Raw genomic sequence first — 21149 nt, 5'->3', positions numbered from 1 at the left:
CTGCACCATTTATTGTGTTGATAAGTTTATTGGTCCAGTTCGCGAGCCATCTCTGCAGCGCGCTCGGCACAATCGCGCATGGCATCGGCCACCAACTGCGGCAGGCCGCCCTGCTCAAAGCGCTGCACAGCGCGCTCGGTGGTACCACCCGGCGACATCACATTGCGCTTCAACTGGGCTACATCTACATCACTGGTCATGGCCAGTTTGGCGGCGCCCAGGGCAGTTTGCAACACGAGGCGCTCGGCATCGGCGCGGGCAAAGCCACTGGCTGCGGAGGCGTCGATCATCGCCTCCATAAACTGAAAGAAGTACGCCGGCGCCGACCCTGCCACAGCGATCACCTGGTCGATGCCCTCTTCTTTATCCACCCATAGGGAGATACCTACTGCGTTGACTATGCGCGCAGTAATGGCGCGGTGCTCCGCAGTTACCGCCTCATCTGCAAACAACCCGGTCACCCCACTCTGCACTAGAGCCGGCGTATTGGGCATAGCGCGTACAATCGGCAGATGCTCCCCCAGCCAGCGCTGGTAGGCAGCCAAGGGAATACCTGCGGCCAAAGTAATAATCAGCGGCTTGCGTCCTTTCAGGTGGGGGCGCAAATCCATGCACAGATCGCGCATCACCTGGGGTTTTACCGACAAAACGATAACATCGGCCCCATCGATTGCGACGATATTGTCACTGTGCACCACGGTATTGTGGCGCTTGGCAAACGCCTCAAGTTTGAGGGGATCACGCCCGGTAGCCACAATTCTATCGGCCGGGTATCCCGCCGCCAGCAGGCCACCGATTACCGCACCGGCCATATTTCCAGCACCGCCGATAAAAACAATTTTGGGATTTGTTGCAGTCACTTGGGTTACCTCGGCGAGCATTCGCCTCATTCTCTGTGAGTTTTACTGGCTGTTATACCCCGCAGGGATTCCGATAATATGTGGTCGCTCAATTCCAATAACAAGAGAAGCGCGCCCGAGTGCGCTAGCCAAGGAGAACACGATGTTGAAATGGCGCTATTTGGTGACCGCCGCAATGCTCAGCGCGGCTGCTGTTGCCCATGGGGTGGAGACCCGCACAGAGAATAATGGCCAGCTGCAGTTACAGGACATCCCCCCAATCCCAGCGAGCCTGGTGGAAGAGCTCGACCGCTACCAGAATGTGCGCTCAGCCAGTTTTCGCGGCTGGGATATGCAAGGCAGCGGTATGTATATCAGTACCCGCTTTGGCGAGGTAAACCAGCTGCACAAGGTAGAGCGCGCTGGAGGAGCCCGCCGCCAGCTGACTTTTTTTGACGAACCCATTGGGGAAGTACTTACCCGCCCCCAGCACCGACAGCTGGCCTACACCATGGACGCCGGCGGCAACGAATATGCGCAGATTTTCCTATTTGACAGTGCCAACGGTAAGAGCAAGATGCTCAGCGATGGCGAATCTCGCAATGGTGCCATTCTTTGGAATAAGCAGGGCTCGGCCCTGGCTTACCAAAGCACCCGCCGCGATGGTAGGGCCAACGATATCTGGCTGACTATGATTGGCGACAAGAAAAATGAAGATCGCCTGATACTAAAATCGGAGGATGGTAGCTGGTGGGGACCCAGTGACTTCTCTCAATCCGGCAGCCAGCTACTGGTTCTGCAATATATTTCTTCCACCCGCTCTAAAGTTCACCTGTTGGACCTGGACAGCGGCGAAATAACATTGCTCTCCGGTGATGATGAAAAAGACTCTCGCAACTTTCCCGCCGGCTTTAGCTACGACGACCGCTCCATATACCTGGTTAGCGATAAAAATGGCGAGTTCACCCAACTGATCCGCAAAGATCTAGCCAGCGGCGATGAGAAAATTATTAGCGCCGGTATTCCCTGGGATATCAGCAGCTTTGTCCTTAGTGAGGACGGCCGCCGCGGTGCTTTCGTGTCCAACGAGAACGGCATGTCGGCACTGTACTTGTACGATCCGCGCAATGATCGCTACCGCAAAGTCGACACACTACCTATTGGTGTGATCGGCGGTATCGAGTTCAACCCCAGCGGAGACAAGTTAGCGTTATCACTGAACACCCCCAAAACCCCCACCGATACCTTTGTTTTGGATCTGGGCCGGCGCCCCCTATCCAGTGGCGATCTGAACCGCTGGACATTTAGTGAGGTGGGCGGCCTGGATACCGAGCAATTTATCGAGCCCAAGCTGGTGCACTACCCCACTTTCGATAAGGTAAATGGCGAGCCACGCAAGATTCCCGCCTTCGTCTACAAACCACGCGATATAAAGGCGCCTGTGCCGGTCATTATTTCCATTCATGGTGGCCCCGAAGCTCAGTACCGCCCACTGTTTTCCAGCAAGTACCAACTGTGGTTGAAGAAATTGGGGGCTGCAGTGATCGCTCCTAATGTGCGCGGCTCCGCCGGCTACGGAAAAAGTTACCTGGCCATGGACAACGGCTACAAGCGTGAAGATTCGGTGAAAGACATTGGCGCGCTATTAGACTGGATCGCCACCCAGCCGGACCTGGATGCCAAGCGGGTTGCCGTCTTCGGTGGTAGCTACGGCGGCTATATGGTACTGGCCAGCAGCGTTCACTATTCGGATCGTTTAAAAGCGGCTGTGGATATTGTCGGTATCTCCAATTTTGTCACCTTTCTCACCAATACCAAGAGTTATCGCCGGGACCTGCGCCGTGTGGAATACGGTGACGAGCGCGATCCGCAAATGCGCGAATTCCTGGAAGGTATCAGCCCTAACAACCATGTGGAGAAAATCCAGGTACCCATGTTTGTGGTGCAGGGACAAAACGACCCTCGCGTCCCCGTCACAGAAGCGGAACAGATCGTGACGGCACTGCGAGCAAGCGGTAACCAGGTTTGGTACATGAATGCGTTAAATGAGGGGCACGGCTACCGTAAAAAGGAAAACAATGATGTCTTCACCCAGGCTACCGCATTGTTTTTTGCCGAACACTTGCTCGACGAAACACAGAAGGAAAAACTGACTTTAGTTGAGTAGTGCCAAAGGCTCTTATAAATCGTAATGCTTAATACACGGCCCAGTGGGCCGTTTAGTTTTTAAGGCCTTAAACTCAATGTTTCCACAACAGCGATCAAGTTGAGCGCTATGGCAAGTATCCATAACCAGTGCCGGCTCTCAGGCCACAGGGCCTGGGAGACGGTGCGGTCTAAGAAATTGGTGATCAGTGTGACCTTAGGTAGCGCAAAGGAAAGCAGGCAAAGAAAAGCCAGCCATTCCAAGGCCATCCAGGTCACCAGCAGGGTGTGTGCCATAGACAGGGAAATCACTGCGCATAGCGTCAACCCCAGCAATATCACTTCGAGAGTCCCTGAGCGTTTCATTGGTCTCTTACACTTTCCCCACGAACTCAGCCCTAGAACTTCGGGCAAGCGTTCGGATAAAAATAGGATCTTTCATTCAGAGTAATTGCGCGCGCCAAAAATATCTGTGCCGATGCGCACAATGGTCGCACCGCAGGCAATCGCCGCCTCCATATCGGCAGACATACCCATGGAAAGTGTATCCAGCTCCTCGTTGGGAAATAACTCTTGCAGAGAATGCAGCAGGCGCGCCATCTCTAAAAAAGGTTGGTGTTGCGCCTGTACTGTCTGTCGCGCCGCCGGGATCGCCATCAAACCACGCAGGCGCAGTCCCGGCAATTGCACTACTTCCCACGCCAGTGCCTTCAAATCCTGTGGAGCTATGCCAGACTTGCTCTGCTCATTATCGATATTGACCTGCAGACAGATATTGAGGGGAGCCAAATTAGTTGGCCGCTGGGATGACAGACGCTGGGCGATCTTCAGACGATCCACCGTATGCATCCAATCAAAGTGCTCGGCTACCGCGCGAGACTTATTCGACTGCAATGGCCCGATAAAATGCCAGTGGATATCCAGATCTTGTAGGGCATTCTGTTTTTCCAGGGCTTCCTGCAAATAGTTTTCGCCAAAGTGTCGCTGGCCAGCCGCATAGGCGATACGCAAATCCTCCGCCGGGCGGGTCTTGGAAACCGCTAGCAAGGTAATTTCTGCAGGATCGCGATCGCAGTTGTTGCAGCAGGTCACAATCCGCTCACCTACTGCATTCAGGTTTTCGACGATTGTCTCTTTGCGCATATACTGAGGCCCTTACCGAAATGAGTGGCGATTTTACCTGAGCCCAAACAAGAACCATAAGGTAGCAGTATGGATATCACTGAACTCCTCGCCTTCAGCGCCAAACAAAACGCTTCGGATCTGCACCTCTCCGCAGGCCTTCCGCCGATGATCCGTGTGGATGGCGACGTGCGCCGCATCAACCTGCCGGCCATGGAACACAAGCAGGTGCACGGCCTGATCTACGAGATCATGAACGACAAGCAACGTAAGGACTACGAAGAATTTCTCGAGACCGACTTCTCTTTCGAGGTACCTGGTGTAGCCCGCTTTCGTGTGAACGCCTTTAACCACAACCGCGGTGCCGGTGCCGTATTCCGGACCATTCCCTCCAAGGTTTTAACCATGGAGGATCTGGGCATGGGCCAAGTTTTCAAACAAATCTCCGATACTCCGCGCGGCCTGGTCTTGGTCACAGGGCCCACCGGCTCCGGTAAGTCCACCACCCTCGCCGCGATGATGGACTATATCAACGACAACAAATACGAGCATATCCTCACCATTGAGGACCCCATCGAATTCGTTCACGAATCCAAAAAATGCCTGGTGAACCAGCGCGAAGTGCATAGAGATACCCACGGCTTCGCAGAAGCATTGCGCTCGGCCCTGCGTGAAGACCCGGATATCATTCTGGTGGGCGAGATGCGCGACCTGGAAACTATTCGCCTGGCATTAACCGCAGCGGAAACCGGCCATTTGGTATTCGGCACCCTGCATACCACCTCCGCCGCCAAGACTATCGACCGGGTAGTGGATGTGTTCCCGGCACAGGAAAAAGCCATGGTGCGCTCCATGCTATCGGAATCTCTGCAAGCGGTAATCTCGCAGACACTGCTGAAGAAAAACGGCGGTGGCCGTGTCGCTGCCCACGAGATCATGCGCGGCACTCCCGCAATCCGCAACTTGATCCGCGAAGACAAAATCGCGCAGATGTACTCCGCCATCCAGACTGGTGCCAGCGTTGGTATGCAGACCATGGACCAGTGTCTGGAAGACCTAGTGGCGCGACGTATCGTCAGCCGCGAAGTCGCGCGGGAAAAAGCCAAGATGCCAGAAAACTTCTAAGCATTAACGGCCCCTCTTCAGTCAAAAAATAATACGCGGTAACAATCATGGATATAGAAAGACTCCTACAGCTGGTAGTAGAGAAAGGTGCATCGGATCTGTTTATCACCGCCGGCGTACCGCCTTCCATCAAACTGCACGGCCGCGTGGTGCCTTGCAGTAGCAGTGCCCTCACCCCAGAAAAAGCCCGCGAGCTAGTAGTGGGCACCATGAATGAGAAACAGCGCCGTGAGTTCGCCGAGAAGAAGGAATTAAACTTCGCCATTGCGGTACGCAACGTGGGCCGTTTCCGGGTGTCGGCTTTCTTCCAGCGCAACTTGGTGGGTATGGTGCTGCGACGCATCGAAACAAAAATCCCCACCATTGACGGCCTCGGCCTGCCGGATGTACTCAAAGATCTGGCCATGACCAAGCGCGGGCTGATTATTTTTGTAGGTGCCACCGGTACCGGTAAGTCCACCTCCCTGGCCTCGATGATCGGCCACCGCAATGAGAACACCAAGGGTCATATCATCACCATTGAGGACCCGATCGAATTTATCCACCAGCACCGCGGCTGTATTGTGACCCAGCGCGAAGTGGGTCTAGATACCGACTCCTTCGAAATCGCCTTGAAGAACACTCTGCGTCAAGCGCCAGATGTCATCCTGATTGGTGAGGTGCGCTCCCGCGAAACGATGGAGCACGCCATTGCTTTCGCCGAAACTGGTCACCTGTGCCTGTGTACACTGCACGCCAACAATGCCAACCAAGCCCTCGACCGGATCATTCACTTCTTCCCGGCAGACCGTCACCAACAGCTGTTTATGGATCTATCCCTGAACCTTAAGGCCATGGTTGCCCAGCAGCTGGTACCAACACCGGATGGCGATGGCCGCCGCGCCTGTCTGGAAATTATGATCAACACGCCGTTGATGTCAGACCTGGTGCGCAAAGGCCAGGTGCACAAGATGAAGGAGTTGATGAAACGCTCCGGCGAACAGGGCATGCAGACCTTCGACCAGGCGCTGTATGAACTCTACGATCGCGGCGAAATTACTTACGAGGACGCCCTCGCCCACGCCGACTCCGCCAACGACTTGCGCCTGATGATCAAGCTTAAGTCTGAATCCGATGCGGAGTATTTAAACAGCGCCGCCGGTGAGTTGAGTCTACAAAATGACTCTGAGTACGGCGATGGTGGGCCGCAACTTTACTAAGGTTGCCACTTAGCTATCCAAGAACCGTTTACAGAAAAATCAACGCCCTAACACCTGTAAACGGTTCTCATCTGAAAAAACCGCTTTTAATTTCCCGATAAGTCCACTGCAAGCTGCGCTCAATAATTTACGAGCTGCTTTATTCCAAGATACTCAGGGCCCCAACCTACTATTTGACTTGGGGAACAATATTTCCTTACCCTTCTCCTCCCCTCACCGAATTACTCACTTCATCGCGGCCATAGAAATGAAAAATAAAGTTGCCTTGATAACCGGAGGCAGCCGGGGAATCGGTGCCGCCACAGCAAAACTACTGGCTCAACGTGGATATCAGATTGCCATCAGCTATCGGGAACGAAGGAAGCAAGCGGAAGACCTAGTAAATGAACTTCAATCTTTGGGCGTTACTGCAATAGCGGCACGTGCCGATATCACTTCAGAAGATGAGATTGTCCGTCTATTCAAAAAGGTTGACCAAAATCTCGGCCCGATTAACAGCTTGGTAAACAATGCCGCAATCATTAAACCGCAGATGCGTGTTGAATTAATGGATTCTCAGCGTATCAACGAGATCCTTCGGACCAATATCACCGGTACATTGCTCTGCTGTCGCGAGGCGATTAAGAGGATGTCAACAAAAAGCGGGGGCAGCGGAGGAACCATTGTCAATATCTCATCCGCCGCCAGCCGTTCAGGGTCACCTAACGAATATATCGATTACGCGGCTAGCAAAGGTGCTGTAGATACTCTAACCATCGGACTCAGCCAAGAAGTCGCCGGTGAGGGAATTCGAGTGAACGGTGTAAGACCGGGTTTTATTTACACGGAAATGCATGCTGATGGCGGCGAACCAGATAGAATTGAGCGAGTAAAGTCTGCAATTCCACTCAAACGTGGCGGGCAAGCAGAAGAAGTGGCTAAGGCTGTGGCCTGGCTTCTCAGTGACGAATCAACCTTTACAACCGGCTCATTTATTGATGTCGCAGGTGGAAAATAAGATAAGAATATATGTTGGAAGCACTTTTTTCCCTTGTTGCGGCAACAGCTCTGCTACTTGGCTCCCCCGGTCCCGCACCACTTGCGCTGGCCGCTTCTGGGGCAACTTTTGGGATCAGGAAAAGTAGCCATTTTCTTATCGGTATCCTACTGGGGCTAAGCGTTGCAATTATGGGCGCAACCGCCGGGATAGCGGCCCTGCTGGCAACCTGGCCCGAGGCGCGCTTTGCCGTACAACTTTGCGGGGCTTTGTATATTGGCTATATCGCCATAAAAATTGCCACAGCCCCGGTAATAGAGAAAAACCCATCAGCGGAAACTCAAGCGCCATCACTGTTGGATGGGTTTATTTTTAATCTACTCAACCCAAAAGCTTATGCCGCCTTCTTTGCCATCTTTTCCCAATTTTTACTGCCAATTGAAGAAAGCAACTTAAGTTACATTGCTACTGGAATGGTCTGTTTGATAGTCGCGGCTGTGGTCGATTTTATCTGGCTATGTTTGGGAGGAAGTTTGCGACCGGTTTTTCATAAACCTAAACAGGCACGAATAATCAGAGTTTGCTTTGCCCTTCTGATGGTAGCAGCTGTGCTAATCGTGTTCCTGCGCGGAATGGTTTAACTACTAGCAAATCTCCGTGATCAGGTTTTTTACCGAAGACAACATACGCCGGCTTACCAATGGGGCTTGTGTTACCCCTTCCAGCTCCACCCGATAATTCGCTCCGTCTCTGCGTAAGCCTGTAATAAATGCTACTGCCACCAGTGCACTGCGGTGCACTCGAACAAAGCGCTCGGCAAATTCGCTTTCCAACTCTTTTAATGACTCATCAAGGATCGTCTCACCGGCAGGGTGATGGGCCACCACATATTTGCTGTCAGCAACCAAACAACGAATGCTGTCCACTTCCAATAGCTCGACCCCCATACGGCTCACCGCTTTGATACGGCTGCGACCGCGATCCTTCTCGTCACCACTAACAAGTTTTTGTTGGGGTTTATTGAGGCACTGCACCTTTGCCAGCGCTTGGCGCAGCTGCTCCACGCTGACAGGCTTGAGTAGATAACCCACCGCAGCGGTGGCGAAGGCCGGCAGGGCGAACTCATCGTGGGCGGTGCAAAAAATTATCGCGGGTGGGCACTCGCGTGTGGAAAGCTGCTGGGCCAATTCCAAGCCACTGCCGCCGGGCATTTCTATGTCGAGTAAGACCAGATCTGGGTCCAGTATCTGCACCTGCATCAGCGCGGATTCAATGTCCGCCGCTTCACCGATAGGAATGCAATTTTCGACTGTAGACAACTGCCGCTGCAGCCGCGCGCGGGCCAGGGGTTCATCATCGACAATCAGGACTCGCAACTGGGTCACTCCATCACCTCAGTATCTCTACTGGAATTTATGGTCGGTTTTGTTTCACGCTGAACCACCTCCCGGGGAAACAAGGGTAGTTGTAGCTGCACTCGGTAGTGGTCCTCCACCCGACCGGCGGTAAACTTGAAGCGATCACCGTAATAGGCGGCAAGGCGCTGACGAATATTCTCCACTGCCATCCCGTTGCTTTCCCTGGTGAAATGCACAGTTTCTGCCGGAAGTGGGTTTTCAATATCAATGTACAGAACACCGCCTTCGGTTTTCACGGCCACAGTAATTGTGCCGCCCTCACGCCGCTGTGCCACACCGTGTAAAACGGCATTCTCAAGCAATGGTTGCAACAACATGCTGGGTACTTGTATATCCTCCAAAGTACCCTGCTGCTGCCATAGCTGATGCAAACGCTCGCCCAGGCGCAGAGCCTCAATCTCCAGATAACGTTGGGACAATTGTATTTCCTGCGACAGCGGCACCAGCTTTGGGTCGGCGAGGCTGGCCCGAAACAACACGCACAAATCTTCCACCAAACGCTCAGCGCGATCTGGGTCTACCGCGATCAGGCTGGCCAGGCTATTCATGCTGTTAAACAAAAAATGCGGTCGTATGCGCGATTGCAACGCCTCAATACGCGCGCCCAGTTCCGCCTGTTGCTGGTTGTATAACTGCTGTTGTAAATAGGCGTAGCGCAATACCACTCCAGCGCAGATAGCCCCAAGGAGACAATCACTAGCCAGTCCCCACCAGTCGAAATCCGCCTGCAGCAATAGAGCACGCACATAGCGCTGAATCCCCATTACTAATCCAAGCACGCCCAACACCGCAATAAAGCTGATAGCGCCGGCATGTTTGTGGGGTAACTTGGCTAGATAGGGGCGCAGCCGGCAAAGCACGGCGGCACAAGGCAATATTACCCACTGAATCACCAGGGACACCAAGCCAAGGCGCTGCCAACTGAAGTCGCTCAGCCCGTCCAAGGCGAGCACCAGAACCAGGGCCAGCAATTCCCCCATCAACACCAATGCGGCCAGGGCGGTGACACTGCATAAATCCGGAAGAAAAGGCACCTGCCCGCAAAGCGCAGAATCCTTGCTATCAGTGTCAGTTTTTCGAATTTTCTGCGATATAATGCCCGACGGCCTGGGAAATGACATGCAGTTGTTATTCTTGATTGTCCCTATATTCAAAGCGCACGATACCACCAAGCTCCCCGGCCTTTCACCTCACTGCAGCCAGGAAAACCATGAGCAACGACAAACCCGACTCCGCCACTAATCCCGCCGCCAAACTCTGGGGCGGCCGTTTCAGCGAAGCCACCGACGCTTTCGTAGAGCGATTCACTGCCTCTGTCACCTTCGATCAGCGCATGGCGCTGGAAGATATTCAGGGTTCCCTCGCTCATGCACAGATGCTATCCGAGGTTGGGGTATTGAGCGGTGATGAATATCACCAGATTGCCAATGGCCTGAAAGAGATCGCAGTAGAAATTGAGGCGGGTGACTTTCCCTGGTCGGTGCAGATGGAAGATGTGCATATGAATATCGAGGCGCGCCTGACCGAACGCATCGGTGCCACCGGTAAAAAACTGCACACTGGCCGCTCCCGCAACGACCAGGTCGCCACCGATATCCGCCTGTGGCTGCGCGGCCGCATCGACCGGATCGGCGCCGAATTAACCCGACTGCAAACCGGGTTGGTAGACCTGGCCGAACGCGAAGCCGATACCATTATGCCCGGCTTTACCCACCTGCAGAGTGCGCAGCCAGTGACCTTCGGCCACCACCTGCTGGCCTGGAATGCCATGCTCAGCAGGGATTTCGAGCGCCTGATGGATTGCCGCAAACGAGTCAATCGCTCGCCCCTGGGTGCCGCAGCACTGGCCGGCACCAGCTACCCAATCGACCGCGCGCGCACTGCCGAACTGCTGGGCTTCGATGCTCCGACCGAGAACTCCCTGGACTCGGTGAGCGACCGGGATTTCGCCATTGAATTCTGCGCCTTCACCGCCCTACTGCTCACCCATCTTTCCCGCGCCAGCGAGGAACTGGTGCTCTGGGCTTCTAGCCAGTTCGACTTTATCGACCTACCGGATCGTTTCTGCACCGGCTCATCAATTATGCCGCAGAAAAAAAACCCGGATGTGCCCGAACTGGTGCGTGGCAAAACCGGCCGTGTGAACGGCCACCTAATTGCACTGCTAACCCTGATGAAAAGCCAGCCCCTGGCTTACAACAAAGACAACCAGGAAGACAAAGAGCCTTTATTCGACGCTGCCGATACCGCACTGGACTGCCTGCGCGCCTTTGCGGATATGGTGCCCGCACTCAAGGCAAAAAAAGAAAACATGCTGGCGGCAGCCGCCAAGGGTTTCTCCACTGCCACCGACCTGGCAGATTATCTGGTGCGCAAAGGCATTGCCTTCCGCGATGCCCACGAGATCGTCGGCCAGTCGGTTTCCTTTGCCATTGAACAGCAGAAAGACCTAGCGGAGCTGAGCTTAGAGCAGCTGCAGCAATTCTCTGCTGATATCGGTGCGGATGTCTTTGAAGTGCTCACCCTGGAAGGCTCGGTAGCCGCTCGTAACCATATCGGCGGCACCGCTCCCGATCAGGTTCGCGCTGCCTGTGCACAAGCACGAGTGCAAATTAAAGGGCGTCATTAAGGCAGGCCCCAGCAGGACTAGGAGCCCGTTTTTTGCATCCGGGCGCCTGGGGTACGGCCGATCAGTAAACCGGGATTACTGTGGTAATCCCAGTTCGACCGATTCACCCTGCTGCTCGCTCAGCACGCGATTGAGCAGGGTCGGTAGATTTTCCTCGGTGGTACTGCATTTCCAGCCGGGCGCGATAAAAGTGAGGTGGTAACCGCCAGACTTGGCAGCTACCCAAAGTTCCTGATTGGCAGATTGCCGGGAGAGAATAACCTGACTGCCATTATCCTCCAGGGTCAGAGTGAGCACGGCACCACTGCGCTCGTAATCGATATCCCAGTCACAATCGTCCAGGGCATCCTCAATCGCCATCAGGGTATGCTCAATGGCCGCTTCATATTCCGTTTGGCTCATCTTTTATTACTTCTGTTACCGTCTACTGTGTTCAATCTATTGGCTCGCTATACTATCAGGCTTTTGCCGAACACCGCTCTAAAGCCCGAGTGCAGGATGTCACCCATGCCAAAGAAAATGCTCTACCCCCTTTGCGCCCTGCTGAGTGCATCCGCACTCCTCAGTGGCTGCGGTCAGAAAGGACCGCTGTACCTGCCTCAGGCGCCGGCCGAACCCGCGCCAGCTATCACCACAGGCCCGCCCACTACGGTGCCCACTAGTAGCACGGCGGTGGAGCCGGATGAGCCGGTACTTGTTCCAGCCGGAGAAACTGTTGTACCGGAAGGGTACTCCGAACCAAACGACTATTCAGAACCCGGGGATTACTCTACGCCAGAAGACTACCCGGAAGAGGGCTACCCAGAGGAGCAAGCACCGCAGAAATGAGTGAGTTCAGTTATCGCCAAGGCAGCCTGTGGGCAGAACAGGTATCACTGGAAGAGGTCGCCGAGCGTTTCGGAACCCCCACCTACGTCTATAGCCGCGCCCACTTCGAGCGCCAATATCAAGCCTATGCCGAAGCACTGGGCAGCCACCCCGGCCTGATCTGCTATGCGGTGAAGGCCAACAGCAATCTGGGTATCCTGTCGCTTTTGGCCCAGCTTGGCGCTGGGTTTGATATCGTCTCCGGGGGCGAACTCGAAAGGGTATTGCTGGCGGGAGGAGATCCCTCGCGAATAGTATTTTCCGGTGTGGGTAAAACCGCAGACGAGATACGCCGTGGCCTGGAAGTGGGTGTGCACTGCTTCAATATCGAATCGGAGGCCGAAATGCGCCGCCTCGAGCAAGTAGCGGCGGAGTGCGAAGCTGTTGCCCCAATCTCACTGCGGGTCAACCCAGATGTAGACGCACAAACCCACCCCTATATTTCCACCGGCCTCAAAGAAAATAAATTCGGCGTCGCCATCAGCAGTGCTCTGGATGTGTATTTATACGCAGCGCGCTCGCCTCACCTGAGAGTGACCGGGGTGGATTGCCATATCGGCTCCCAGCTCACCGAGGTGGCCCCCTTCCTAGATGCCCTCGACCGGCTGTTGATGCTGGTGGACACCCTCTCCGCCGAAGGCATCCAGCTAGAACACCTGGATCTCGGCGGCGGTCTCGGGGTCCGCTACCGGGGTGAAGAGCCCCCAGTAGTTGCAGACTATCTGCAAGCGGTTCTGGAACGTATCGGCGAACGCCAGCTGGGCCTGATACTGGAACCCGGTCGTTCGATTGCCGCTAACGGCGGCGTTCTGTTAACTCGGGTTGAATACCTGAAGCACACCGAAGGACACAACTTCGCCATTGTCGATGCCGCCATGAACGACAACCTACGCCCTGCCCTTTATCAGGCCTGGCAGGATATAGTGCCGGTTACTCCGGGCGACGGTGAGGACACACTCTGGGATATCGTTGGCCCCGTTTGCGAAACCGGTGACTTCCTCGGCAAGAACCGCGCCCTGGCTCTGCGCGAGGGGCAATTACTGGCCATGCTGTCCGCCGGCGCCTACGGCTTTACCATGAGTTCCAACTACAATAGCCGCCCGCGTGCAGCGGAAGTGCTGGTGGATGGCGAGAATAGCTATTTAGTGCGCACACGGGAAACTTTCGACGACCTGGTTCGGGGTGAGACCCCGGTGCCTGAAAAGGTCTAACGGTTTGTGTCACCCTTGCCTCTTAATTACCAACCAACAGAATTCCGGGACGCCAGCAATGCCGGCGTCACCGGTGGCGAGCACCCCTAGGATGGCCCGCTCAATCAGTTTTACAGAGAAATGGAATGCGCGTTAAATTCAGCAAGATGCATGGGCTCGGCAATGATTTTGTAATGCTCGATGGCATCAGCCAGAGACTCAAGCTGTCACCAGATAAAATTCGCCGAATCGCCGATCGGCGCCTAGGCATCGGCTGTGATCAAGTACTACTGGCAGAGCCGCCACGGGGGCCAGAGGCAGATTTTCGCTATCGCATCTTTAATGCCGATGGCGGTGAGGTGGAGAACTGCGGTAATGGTGCACGCTGTTTCGCCCGCTTTGTACGCGAACGCCGCCTGACGGGTAAAAAACGGCTCAAGGTCGAAACTGCTGCGGGTATGCTGCACCTGCGTGTACTCGATAACGACCAGGTCAGTGTCGATATGGGCGCCCCCGTTTTAGAGCCGGAGAAGATTCCATTCAATGCCGATCGCCGTGCGGATAGCTACCTGCTGGAAGCCAGTGACGAGACCTTTACCATAGGCGCAGTCTCCATGGGTAACCCCCACGCCATACTGTTGGTCGACGACATTCACAGCGCCCCAGTAGTGACCCTCGGCCCTTTAATCGAGGCACATCCCCGCTTCCCCCAGAAGGTGAATGTGGGTTTTCTGCAAGTCGAATCCCGCAGCCAGGCACAGTTGCGTGTATTTGAGCGCGGCGTAGGTGAAACTCACGCCTGTGGCACCGGTGCCTGCGCAGCCATGGTGTATGCCCACCTGCGCGACCTGGTGGATGAGCAGGTGGAAATCCGCCTTCCCGGCGGGTCCCTGACAATCCACTGGAGTGGGCCGAATCAGCCGGTTACTATGACCGGGCCCGCGACTACAGTTTTCCACGGGCAAATCATTGTTTAAATAATTTAGCGGGCGAGCCTCAGCTCTAATTCCGATAGAGCACAGGATTCACCACGCGCCCGCGCCAATGTGAACAGAACACAATGGAACACACAGACGCCAATCAAACTTCTGATGAGATTGTCGCCGGCAACCACAGGGAAACCCAGCGCGATGACAAGTTGCTCGCGCGCCAGGTAGCTCGCTACCTAATGCAAAACCCTGAGTTTTTTGTCGAGCGTATGGACCTGCTCGAAACCATCAAACTGCCGCGGGAAAATGGCAAGACCGTGTCGCTGATGACACATCAGACCAATCTGCTACGCGAGCGCAATATTGAGATGCGGCAACGCCTCGACCAGTTACTGCACAATGCACGCGATAACGATCAGTTGTTTTTTAATAGCCGCCGTCTGATCCTCGCCCTACTGGAAGCACAGACCATTGGTGAGGCCACCACGGCTCTGTACAATAGCTTTTCCCATGACTTCAATGTGGAATTTACCAGCCTAACTCTATTTGGGCCGCTAGGCGTGTCAGCCGACAAGCTCGGTGAAGTGCGAACCAGCACACTCTCCAGCGCAGAGACGGCTATTGGCGCCATATTGCGTAATGGCCGCCCAATATGTGGAATTTTGCGCCCCGGGGAAAGAGAGTATTTATTCGGAGACCAATGGCAGGAAATTGCCTCCGCCGCAGTGGTCCCGCTCGGCAATCAGCTCGGCATGCTGGCAGTTGGATCATCCGACCCCCAATACTACCGCTCCAGCCTCGGCACTCTGTTTCTCTCTTACATTGGCGAAGTTTTGGAGCGCCTGTTGCCCAGGCTACTGAATCCCTGAGGCCAACAGGCTTCGGGGTTTCCTGCAGAAAAGATTTTGCCGCCGACCTGATCTCAGGGGCGGCAACGTTGAAAGCACTAAATAGGTCGACTACCGTATTTTGGCTGCGGTTTCCGTGGCGGGTCGGCGGTGACGTCTGGATCGACTTCATTAATCGCCCCGCCACCGGCTAGAAATTCCTCAACATCAGAACTCAGCTGGCTTCTGGCGCGTTCACGGGAGGTAATGGAGCGCTCTTCGGCAAATTCCTCTGTATCCTTGCTGCGAGCGTTCTTACCCTGATCTTCATAACTATCTTTCATAGCAAAACCCTGTAACCCTTACTCCTGTTACAGAGGGAGTACCTCTGTGCCGCCCCTTCCCGCGGCGCCAATGAAATTGAAAGCCACCGGAGTAGCAATCGCCCACCGCATCAAAAGCGGCGATTAATATATAGGCACTTACAATCTACGCTGCCAGCTGCAGGCACCGGAGCCCGTAGAGTTTTTTGTTGGGAAAAAATCGAGGAGATATTGCAGTTTGTTATGGAGATTTAAGTGACAGGTAGGGAGAAACCTTCTAGTAGGAGACGACAGGGATCATTTTTAGGGGATAAAGAAAAGCAAAAGCCCCTTACGGGGCCTTAAACATACTGGGCATTATTAATAGAAGTACCCTGATTAATCGGCAAACATTACACCGCTTCGCTACCGGTTTCCCCAGTACGGATTCGGATTACTTCCTCGAGCGCGGTGATAAAGATTTTTCCATCACCGATTTTTCCGGTTTGCGCCGCTTTGGTGATAGCTTCTACAGCCGCATCCACCATGCTGTCATCGACGGCCAGCTCCAGTTTAACCTTGGGCAGAAAGTCCACCACATACTCCGCACCACGGTAGAGTTCGGTGTGGCCCTTCTGGCGGCCAAAGCCTTTCACCTCTGTTACCGTCATTCCCTGGACACCGACCTCAGAAAGGGCAGTGCGCACATCGTCCAGCTTGAAGGGCTTCACTACGGCCGTTATTAATTTCATCTTGTGTTTTCCCCTGGTTTATCTTCTTTGCGGGAACCTCAATGCGGCGGCCACCCCAATATTAAGGCGACGCCACTACCGAGCGACTATTTGCTCATAAATTCCGGGTAAGCTTCCATTCCACACTCGGCCAAGTCAACACCCTCCATCTCTTCATCCTCACTGACACGGATACCGGTTGCCAGCTTGAGCAGGTACCAAACCGCCAGGGAGCTTACGAAGACCCACAGGAAGATAGTCAAGGCGCCAACCAACTGACCCACAAAGGTGGATTCCTCGTTGGTTATGGGGACCAGCAACAGACCAAGCAGACCTACTACACCATGCACGGAAATAGCGCCGACCGGATCATCAATTCTGAGTTTATCCAGAGTAATGATGGAGAAGACCACCAGAACACCGGCAAACATACCGAACACAGTCGCCTGCAGCGCGGTAGGAGTAGAGGGCTCAGCAGTAATTGCCACCAAGCCCGCCAGCGCGCCATTGAGCAGCATCGTGAGATCGGCCTTGCCGAACAGCAAACGGGCGGTAATCAGTGCGGCAATAGCACCACCGGCTGCAGCGGCATTGGTATTAACAAATACCATGGCGACTGAGTGCGCACTGGCGGCATCGCCCAGTTTTAATACGGAACCACCATTGAAGCCGAACCACCCCATCCACAGGATAAAGGTACCGAGTGTGGCCAGCGGCAAGTTGGCACCGGGAATCGCATAAACCTGGCCATTGGGTCCGTATTTACCCTTACGTGCGCCCAGCAACAGCACGCCTGCCAAAGCGGCGGCGGCGCCAGCCATATGTACGATACCGGAGCCGGCAAAATCGGAGAAACCGAGGTCTCCCAGGCTAAATAGACCAAAGACATCCTGGCTACCCCAGGTCCAGGAACCTTCCATAGGGTAAATAAAGCCAGTCAATACCACCGCGAAAGCAAGGAAGCTCCACAGCTTCATGCGCTCAGCCACGGCACCGGACACGATGGACATAGCGGTGGCGACAAATACGACTTGGAAGAAAAAGTCAGAAGCACTCGAATAAACGGAATCGCCTTCAAATCCATTACTGGAGGAATCGGCCAGTACAGTGTCGAGGCTAAATGCCTCAATGCCAGATAGCATCCAGTTGCCATCATACATAATGGCGTATCCAGTAAGCAGATACATAATGCAGGCTATTGCAAACAGCGCAACATTTTTGGTGAGAATTTCTGTAGTGTTCTTTGAGCGCACCAGGCCAGCTTCCAGCATGGCAAAACCCGCAGCCATCCACATCACCAGGGCACCGCACATCAGGAAATAAAAAGTATCAATTGCATACTGCAACTGAAATATCTGGTTTTCCATGTTTCTCTCCGTTCAAGTCTGTATATTTTTAAAATTATGTTTGTTGCTATCGAGTTAGATCGCGTCTCTGCCGGTTTCGCCGGTGCGTATGCGCACTACCTGCTCCAGGTTGGCAACAAATATTTTTCCATCACCGATTTTTCCGCTGTGAGCACTGGAGCCCAGTGCCTCCAAAACTTTGTCTAACTCAGAATCCTCTACGGCAATCTGCAGCATGGTTTTCGGCAAAAAATCCACGACATACTCAGCGCCCCGATACAATTCGGTATGGCCCTTTTGCCGACCAAACCCTTTTACCTCAGTAACAGTCACGCCATTAACACCCACTTCTCTGAGGGCATCGCGCACGGCATCCAACTTAAAAGGCTTGATAATTGCGGTGATTAATTTCATGGATTCCCCCCCCAAAAAAAATGCCTGCGAAATATCGCGGGCGAACTGATTACCAAGTATAAGTAGCACCAACTACCAGGGTTGGCTCACACCAATCGGTATCCCAACATTCCTCTTTACTGACATCGGTACCAACGTAAGCCGCACTCAGGTTCAAACCACCGAAGCCTCTGCTGAGCGTTACGGAGTAATCGATATAATCATCGTCCTCATAAAGGAACTCACTACGCTCCATAAAAATGTTGTAACCAACATGCAAATCCAGGCTCAGATCTGCTGGCAGTGAGAAACTGTACTCCGCAAAGGTATAATAAAATTCGTCGCTCTGCGCCCAATAGTCGGGAGAGTAAGCAACTCCGAGGGTCAGGTCTGAAATGCTGAGGTTGCCGTAAATTTCCCAGTAATCTTCATCCTGGTCACTACCGTGATAGGCGTAATAGATATAGCCGACGTCGTAACTAATGGAGTCATTAATATCTGCGGAGAAACCACCGTAAAAATCCTGCTCGTAATCGGTTTCATCAAATCCATAGGCAAAATCCACCTGCGAAGCCCAGGTACCCACGTAAAAGCCATTGCCAAAATCCAGATCCAGACCACCCTGAATTGCAGGATTTCTATCCTTTTGTGAAATGCCTCGGAAGCGATAATCTGAAACCATACCCAGGTTGGCGCTGAAACTGATGCCCTCTTCCTGAGAGCTGCTGGAAGAGGTATTTTCTTCAGCATTTGTTAGATTGGCAGTGCCCAGCGCCAGTAAAGCGCCAGCGAAAATAGTGGCAATTTTATGCTTTTTAACTTCCACTTTATTTCTCCTAAATTTCTATAGGCTGTATTTCAAGAGCTGTAATGGCGCCGCCTGCAATCGGTCCTGCACTGTCGGGTATGACAGAGGGTCTCTTGCGTCTTGTGAACCGCTACTTTCCCAGACTCCCAGTGATCGTAAATGGCACACCTGCCTTTTCATTGCAGACTTGATGCCAGGACAGCAATATCCAATAAAATCAATAAGTTAACGGGAAAGCAGACAACCGGAATAAATACGAACAATGAGCCCGCAAAGTCTCACGCACCAAGATGGAACTGTTTGTCATCGCGTGCACAGAAGTGGGGAATCTTGCAGAGGCAGTGATCAGAATAGTGCACAAAGAGTCAGCTTTTGTGGCTATAGGGTGTGGGTTACAATCTGGTGCCATTAAATAAGATTTTGACAGCAAGGAGTTGCCCGTGGCTGCGGACAAACTGCAACAACTCTTAAAAGAACTGCAACAGCAAGGCACAGTAGTTACCAATGACCTGCGCAGTGCGCTGGAGGTTTCACTGGATAAATTGCCGCTGGTCTCCCAGCGCGAGTTCGATACTCAAGTGGAGATACTGAGGCGCACCAGAGAAAAATTGGCTCGCCTGGAAGACAAGGTGGAAATACTGGAGCAGGCTCTCGCACAGAGAGAACACAAACCCGAGGATTAGTTCTTCCACAAGCCGCCGCATCAAGGATGAAAATGTGAGCCTGTCAGTTAGCTACACCCGTGCTCAGCTGGGTGTTAACGCCCCATTGGTCACCGTTGAGACCCACCTGGCCAACGGGCTCCCCGCCTTTCATATCGTCGGCCTGCCCGAAGCTGCCGTGCGCGAGAGCCGCGACCGGGTACGCAGTGCCCTAATTAACAGCCACTTTGAATTCCCCCAGCGGCGTATCACCGTTAATTTGGCCCCCGCGGACCTACCCAAAGACGGCGGGCGATACGATCTCGCCATCGCTATAGGCATACTCGCCGCCTCCGGCCAAGTGCCTAGTGAGCCCTTGGAAAGCTACGAATTTATCGGAGAGCTCGCCCTTACCGGCGGAATACGCCAGGTCAGCGGCGCACTTCCTGCAGCCATCGCCAGTGCTGCCGCTCAACGCCTATTAGTAGTACCGAAAGAAAACGGCAGCGAAGCCGCCCTGGCTGGCAGCGAAATCGCTAACGCCAACTCGCTTCTTGAAGTGTGTGCAGAACTGCATGGCCGGGAAAAATTACCCCGCGCCGAGCAGCAATTAGAGCGAGTAATTACACACACTGCAGACCTCGCTGATGTTCGTGGCCAGCTCAAGGCGAGACGGGCGTTGGAAGTCGCTGCAGCAGGAGGCCACAACCTTTTGTTCTATGGACCACCGGGTACAGGCAAGACCATGTTAGCCAGCCGTTTGCCCGGTATATTGCCACCTCTGACCAGCCGTGAATCTATAGAAGTGGCGGCTGTGTACTCCAGCGCTGGATTACCCCATCAGAGTCACAGGCCCTTCCGCGCCCCCCACCACAGCGCCTCCCCAACCGCACTGGTGGGTGGCGGCAGCACACCGCGCCCAGGGGAGATTTCCCTGGCCCACCGTGGGGTCTTATTTCTGGATGAAATGCCAGAGTTTCCCCGCCATGCCCTAGAGATATTGCGTGAGCCGCTGGAGAATGGCGAGGTGCGTATTTCTCGCGCCAGAGCGCAAGTCACCTTCCCCGCCCACTTCCAATTGGTGGCCGCGATGAATCCCTGCCCCTGTGGTTATTTGGGGGAAACTCGTTGCCGCTGTACACCGGACCAGATAGACCGCTACCGCAACAAGCTTTCCGGACCACTGTTGGACCGTATTGATATGCAGGTGGAAGTTGGCGCAATGAGTGCAATACAGTTACAGGACTCTCCTCCCGGTGAGTCATCTGAGAGTGTGCGTGAGCGAGTCTGTAATGCCCGCCAACAGCAGTTACAGCGACAAGGAACAATCAATAGCTTATTAAAAGGGGCATCGCTGGAAAACCACTGCGCCCTAGGCGATACCGAAAAACTACTACTGCGACAGTCAGTAGAAAAACTTGGGCTTTCCGCACGCAGCTATCATCGAGTGCTTAAAGTCGCCCGCACGCTGGCGGACCTAGCCAAACAGGAAAGAATTGGTACGGCACAAATTGCCGAAGCGTTGGCTTACCGGAATCTAGACAGACGCCAGGCAAGCGTTCCTACACACTAAAAGCTCTTTACGCCCTCTAAATCCCGAATTTACCGCCTGAGTGGATTCTCATTGCTACAGCGCCATCAGCTGTGTATTGCACTGGTATT

23 protein-coding genes are annotated in these 21149 nt (G+C 54.0%); 12 read left to right on the top strand and 11 right to left on the bottom strand.

The window, feature by feature from the left end; genetic code table 11:
* Positions 1-26 precede the first annotated feature (26 nt).
* Complete coding sequence (gene proC / locus ACJJIB_RS02510; protein WP_444887776.1) at positions 27-860, bottom strand: pyrroline-5-carboxylate reductase; 834 nt, start codon at positions 858-860, stop codon at positions 27-29.
* A gap of 142 nt (positions 861-1002) precedes the next feature.
* On the opposite strand from proC, the gene ACJJIB_RS02505 reads away from it, so the two are divergent.
* The gene (locus tag ACJJIB_RS02505; protein WP_444887775.1) at positions 1003-3006 is read left to right on the top strand and encodes a S9 family peptidase; all 2004 of its coding nucleotides are present in this window, start codon (positions 1003-1005) and stop codon (positions 3004-3006) included.
* A 59-nt stretch (positions 3007-3065) separates the two neighbouring features.
* Here the strand turns inward: ACJJIB_RS02505 and ACJJIB_RS02500 are convergent, their stop codons facing one another.
* Both ACJJIB_RS02500 and ACJJIB_RS02495 read right to left on the bottom strand, forming a co-directional pair.
* Positions 3066-3350, bottom strand: a complete 285-nt coding sequence (locus ACJJIB_RS02500) for a hypothetical protein (protein ID WP_252084160.1) — start codon at positions 3348-3350, stop codon at positions 3066-3068.
* 72 nt (positions 3351-3422) lie between these two features.
* Complete coding sequence (locus ACJJIB_RS02495) at positions 3423-4127, bottom strand: YggS family pyridoxal phosphate-dependent enzyme (protein ID WP_444887774.1); 705 nt, start codon at positions 4125-4127, stop codon at positions 3423-3425.
* A gap of 69 nt (positions 4128-4196) precedes the next feature.
* Here ACJJIB_RS02495 and ACJJIB_RS02490 point away from each other — a divergent pair, with 69 nt between their 5' ends.
* From ACJJIB_RS02490 to ACJJIB_RS02475, 4 genes are all read left to right on the top strand, one after another.
* Positions 4197-5231, top strand: coding sequence for a type IV pilus twitching motility protein PilT (locus tag ACJJIB_RS02490; protein WP_252084158.1), 1035 nt, complete (start codon positions 4197-4199; stop codon positions 5229-5231).
* Between the two features lie 47 nt (positions 5232-5278).
* Positions 5279-6430 carry a PilT/PilU family type 4a pilus ATPase gene (locus tag ACJJIB_RS02485; RefSeq protein WP_152450611.1) on the top strand — a complete coding sequence of 384 codons (1152 nt, stop codon included), beginning with the start codon at positions 5279-5281 and terminating at the stop codon, positions 6428-6430.
* A gap of 247 nt (positions 6431-6677) precedes the next feature.
* Positions 6678-7427: an SDR family oxidoreductase gene (locus ACJJIB_RS02480; RefSeq protein WP_444887773.1), complete on the top strand. Its 750-nt coding sequence runs from the start codon at positions 6678-6680 to the stop codon at positions 7425-7427.
* Between the two features lie 11 nt (positions 7428-7438).
* Positions 7439-8047 carry a LysE family translocator gene (locus ACJJIB_RS02475; RefSeq protein WP_444887772.1) on the top strand — a complete coding sequence of 203 codons (609 nt, stop codon included), beginning with the start codon at positions 7439-7441 and terminating at the stop codon, positions 8045-8047.
* A gap of 3 nt (positions 8048-8050) precedes the next feature.
* Here the strand turns inward: ACJJIB_RS02475 and ACJJIB_RS02470 are convergent, their stop codons facing one another.
* Both ACJJIB_RS02470 and ACJJIB_RS02465 read right to left on the bottom strand, forming a co-directional pair.
* Positions 8051-8791 (bottom strand): LytR/AlgR family response regulator transcription factor, encoded by a 741-nt coding sequence (locus ACJJIB_RS02470; protein WP_444887771.1) that lies wholly within the window; start codon positions 8789-8791, stop codon positions 8051-8053.
* Positions 8788-9945: a sensor histidine kinase gene (locus ACJJIB_RS02465; RefSeq protein WP_444887770.1), complete on the bottom strand. Its 1158-nt coding sequence runs from the start codon at positions 9943-9945 to the stop codon at positions 8788-8790. Before ACJJIB_RS02465 ends, ACJJIB_RS02470 begins: the two co-directional genes overlap by 4 nt.
* An 89-nt stretch (positions 9946-10034) precedes the next feature.
* Between ACJJIB_RS02465 and argH the strand changes: the two genes are divergently transcribed.
* Positions 10035-11453: an argininosuccinate lyase gene (gene argH, locus ACJJIB_RS02460; protein WP_444887769.1), complete on the top strand. Its 1419-nt coding sequence runs from the start codon at positions 10035-10037 to the stop codon at positions 11451-11453.
* Positions 11454-11528: 75 nt separating this feature from the next.
* On the opposite strand, the gene cyaY is transcribed toward argH, so the two are convergent.
* A complete protein-coding gene (cyaY, locus tag ACJJIB_RS02455; protein ID WP_444887768.1) occupies positions 11529-11855 on the bottom strand; it encodes an iron donor protein CyaY in 327 nt (108 codons plus the stop codon).
* A gap of 105 nt (positions 11856-11960) precedes the next feature.
* Between cyaY and lptM the strand changes: the two genes are divergently transcribed.
* The 4 genes from lptM (at position 11961) to ACJJIB_RS02435 (ending at position 15308) form a co-directional block, all read left to right on the top strand.
* Complete coding sequence (gene lptM, locus ACJJIB_RS02450; protein WP_252084151.1) at positions 11961-12281, top strand: LPS translocon maturation chaperone LptM; 321 nt, start codon at positions 11961-11963, stop codon at positions 12279-12281.
* On the top strand, positions 12278-13531 hold the full coding sequence (lysA, locus tag ACJJIB_RS02445) for a diaminopimelate decarboxylase (RefSeq protein WP_444887767.1): 1254 nt from the start codon (positions 12278-12280) through the stop codon (positions 13529-13531). The genes lptM and lysA overlap by 4 nt, the downstream gene beginning before the upstream one ends.
* Positions 13532-13656: 125 nt before the next feature.
* Positions 13657-14487, top strand: a complete 831-nt coding sequence (gene dapF / locus ACJJIB_RS02440) for a diaminopimelate epimerase (RefSeq protein ID WP_444883415.1) — start codon at positions 13657-13659, stop codon at positions 14485-14487.
* Between the two features lie 83 nt (positions 14488-14570).
* Complete coding sequence (locus ACJJIB_RS02435; RefSeq protein WP_252084148.1) at positions 14571-15308, top strand: DUF484 family protein; 738 nt, start codon at positions 14571-14573, stop codon at positions 15306-15308.
* Between the two features lie 77 nt (positions 15309-15385).
* Here ACJJIB_RS02435 and ACJJIB_RS02430 read toward each other — a convergent pair whose 3' ends face one another.
* The 5 genes from ACJJIB_RS02430 to ACJJIB_RS02410 all read right to left on the bottom strand — a co-directional run bounded on the left by ACJJIB_RS02430 (position 15386) and on the right by ACJJIB_RS02410 (position 18864).
* Entirely contained in the window at positions 15386-15610 is a 225-nt protein-coding gene (locus tag ACJJIB_RS02430; RefSeq protein ID WP_252084147.1) for a hypothetical protein, read from the bottom strand.
* 371 nt (positions 15611-15981) lie between these two features.
* Entirely contained in the window at positions 15982-16320 is a 339-nt protein-coding gene (locus tag ACJJIB_RS02425; RefSeq protein WP_152450594.1) for a P-II family nitrogen regulator, read from the bottom strand.
* 86 nt (positions 16321-16406) lie between these two features.
* Positions 16407-17666, bottom strand: coding sequence for an ammonium transporter AmtB (amtB, locus tag ACJJIB_RS02420; protein WP_444887766.1), 1260 nt, complete (start codon positions 17664-17666; stop codon positions 16407-16409).
* Positions 17667-17720: 54 nt separating this feature from the next.
* Positions 17721-18059 carry a P-II family nitrogen regulator gene (locus tag ACJJIB_RS02415; RefSeq protein ID WP_252084145.1) on the bottom strand — a complete coding sequence of 113 codons (339 nt, stop codon included), beginning with the start codon at positions 18057-18059 and terminating at the stop codon, positions 17721-17723.
* A 49-nt stretch (positions 18060-18108) separates the two neighbouring features.
* Positions 18109-18864 (bottom strand): TorF family putative porin, encoded by a 756-nt coding sequence (locus ACJJIB_RS02410; RefSeq protein ID WP_444887765.1) that lies wholly within the window; start codon positions 18862-18864, stop codon positions 18109-18111.
* A 422-nt stretch (positions 18865-19286) separates the two neighbouring features.
* On the opposite strand from ACJJIB_RS02410, the gene ACJJIB_RS02405 reads away from it, so the two are divergent.
* Both ACJJIB_RS02405 and ACJJIB_RS02400 read left to right on the top strand, forming a co-directional pair.
* Positions 19287-19529, top strand: coding sequence for an accessory factor UbiK family protein (locus ACJJIB_RS02405; RefSeq protein ID WP_252084143.1), 243 nt, complete (start codon positions 19287-19289; stop codon positions 19527-19529).
* A gap of 34 nt (positions 19530-19563) precedes the next feature.
* On the top strand, positions 19564-21060 hold the full coding sequence (locus tag ACJJIB_RS02400) for a YifB family Mg chelatase-like AAA ATPase (protein ID WP_444887764.1): 1497 nt from the start codon (positions 19564-19566) through the stop codon (positions 21058-21060).
* Positions 21061-21149: the final 89 nt, after the last annotated feature.

This window comes from Microbulbifer mixtoriginis (SeqCode), from assembly GCF_052467705.1.
The sequence above is the reverse complement of the archived record's forward strand: the minus strand, read 5'-3'. Positions and strand labels throughout refer to the sequence as shown.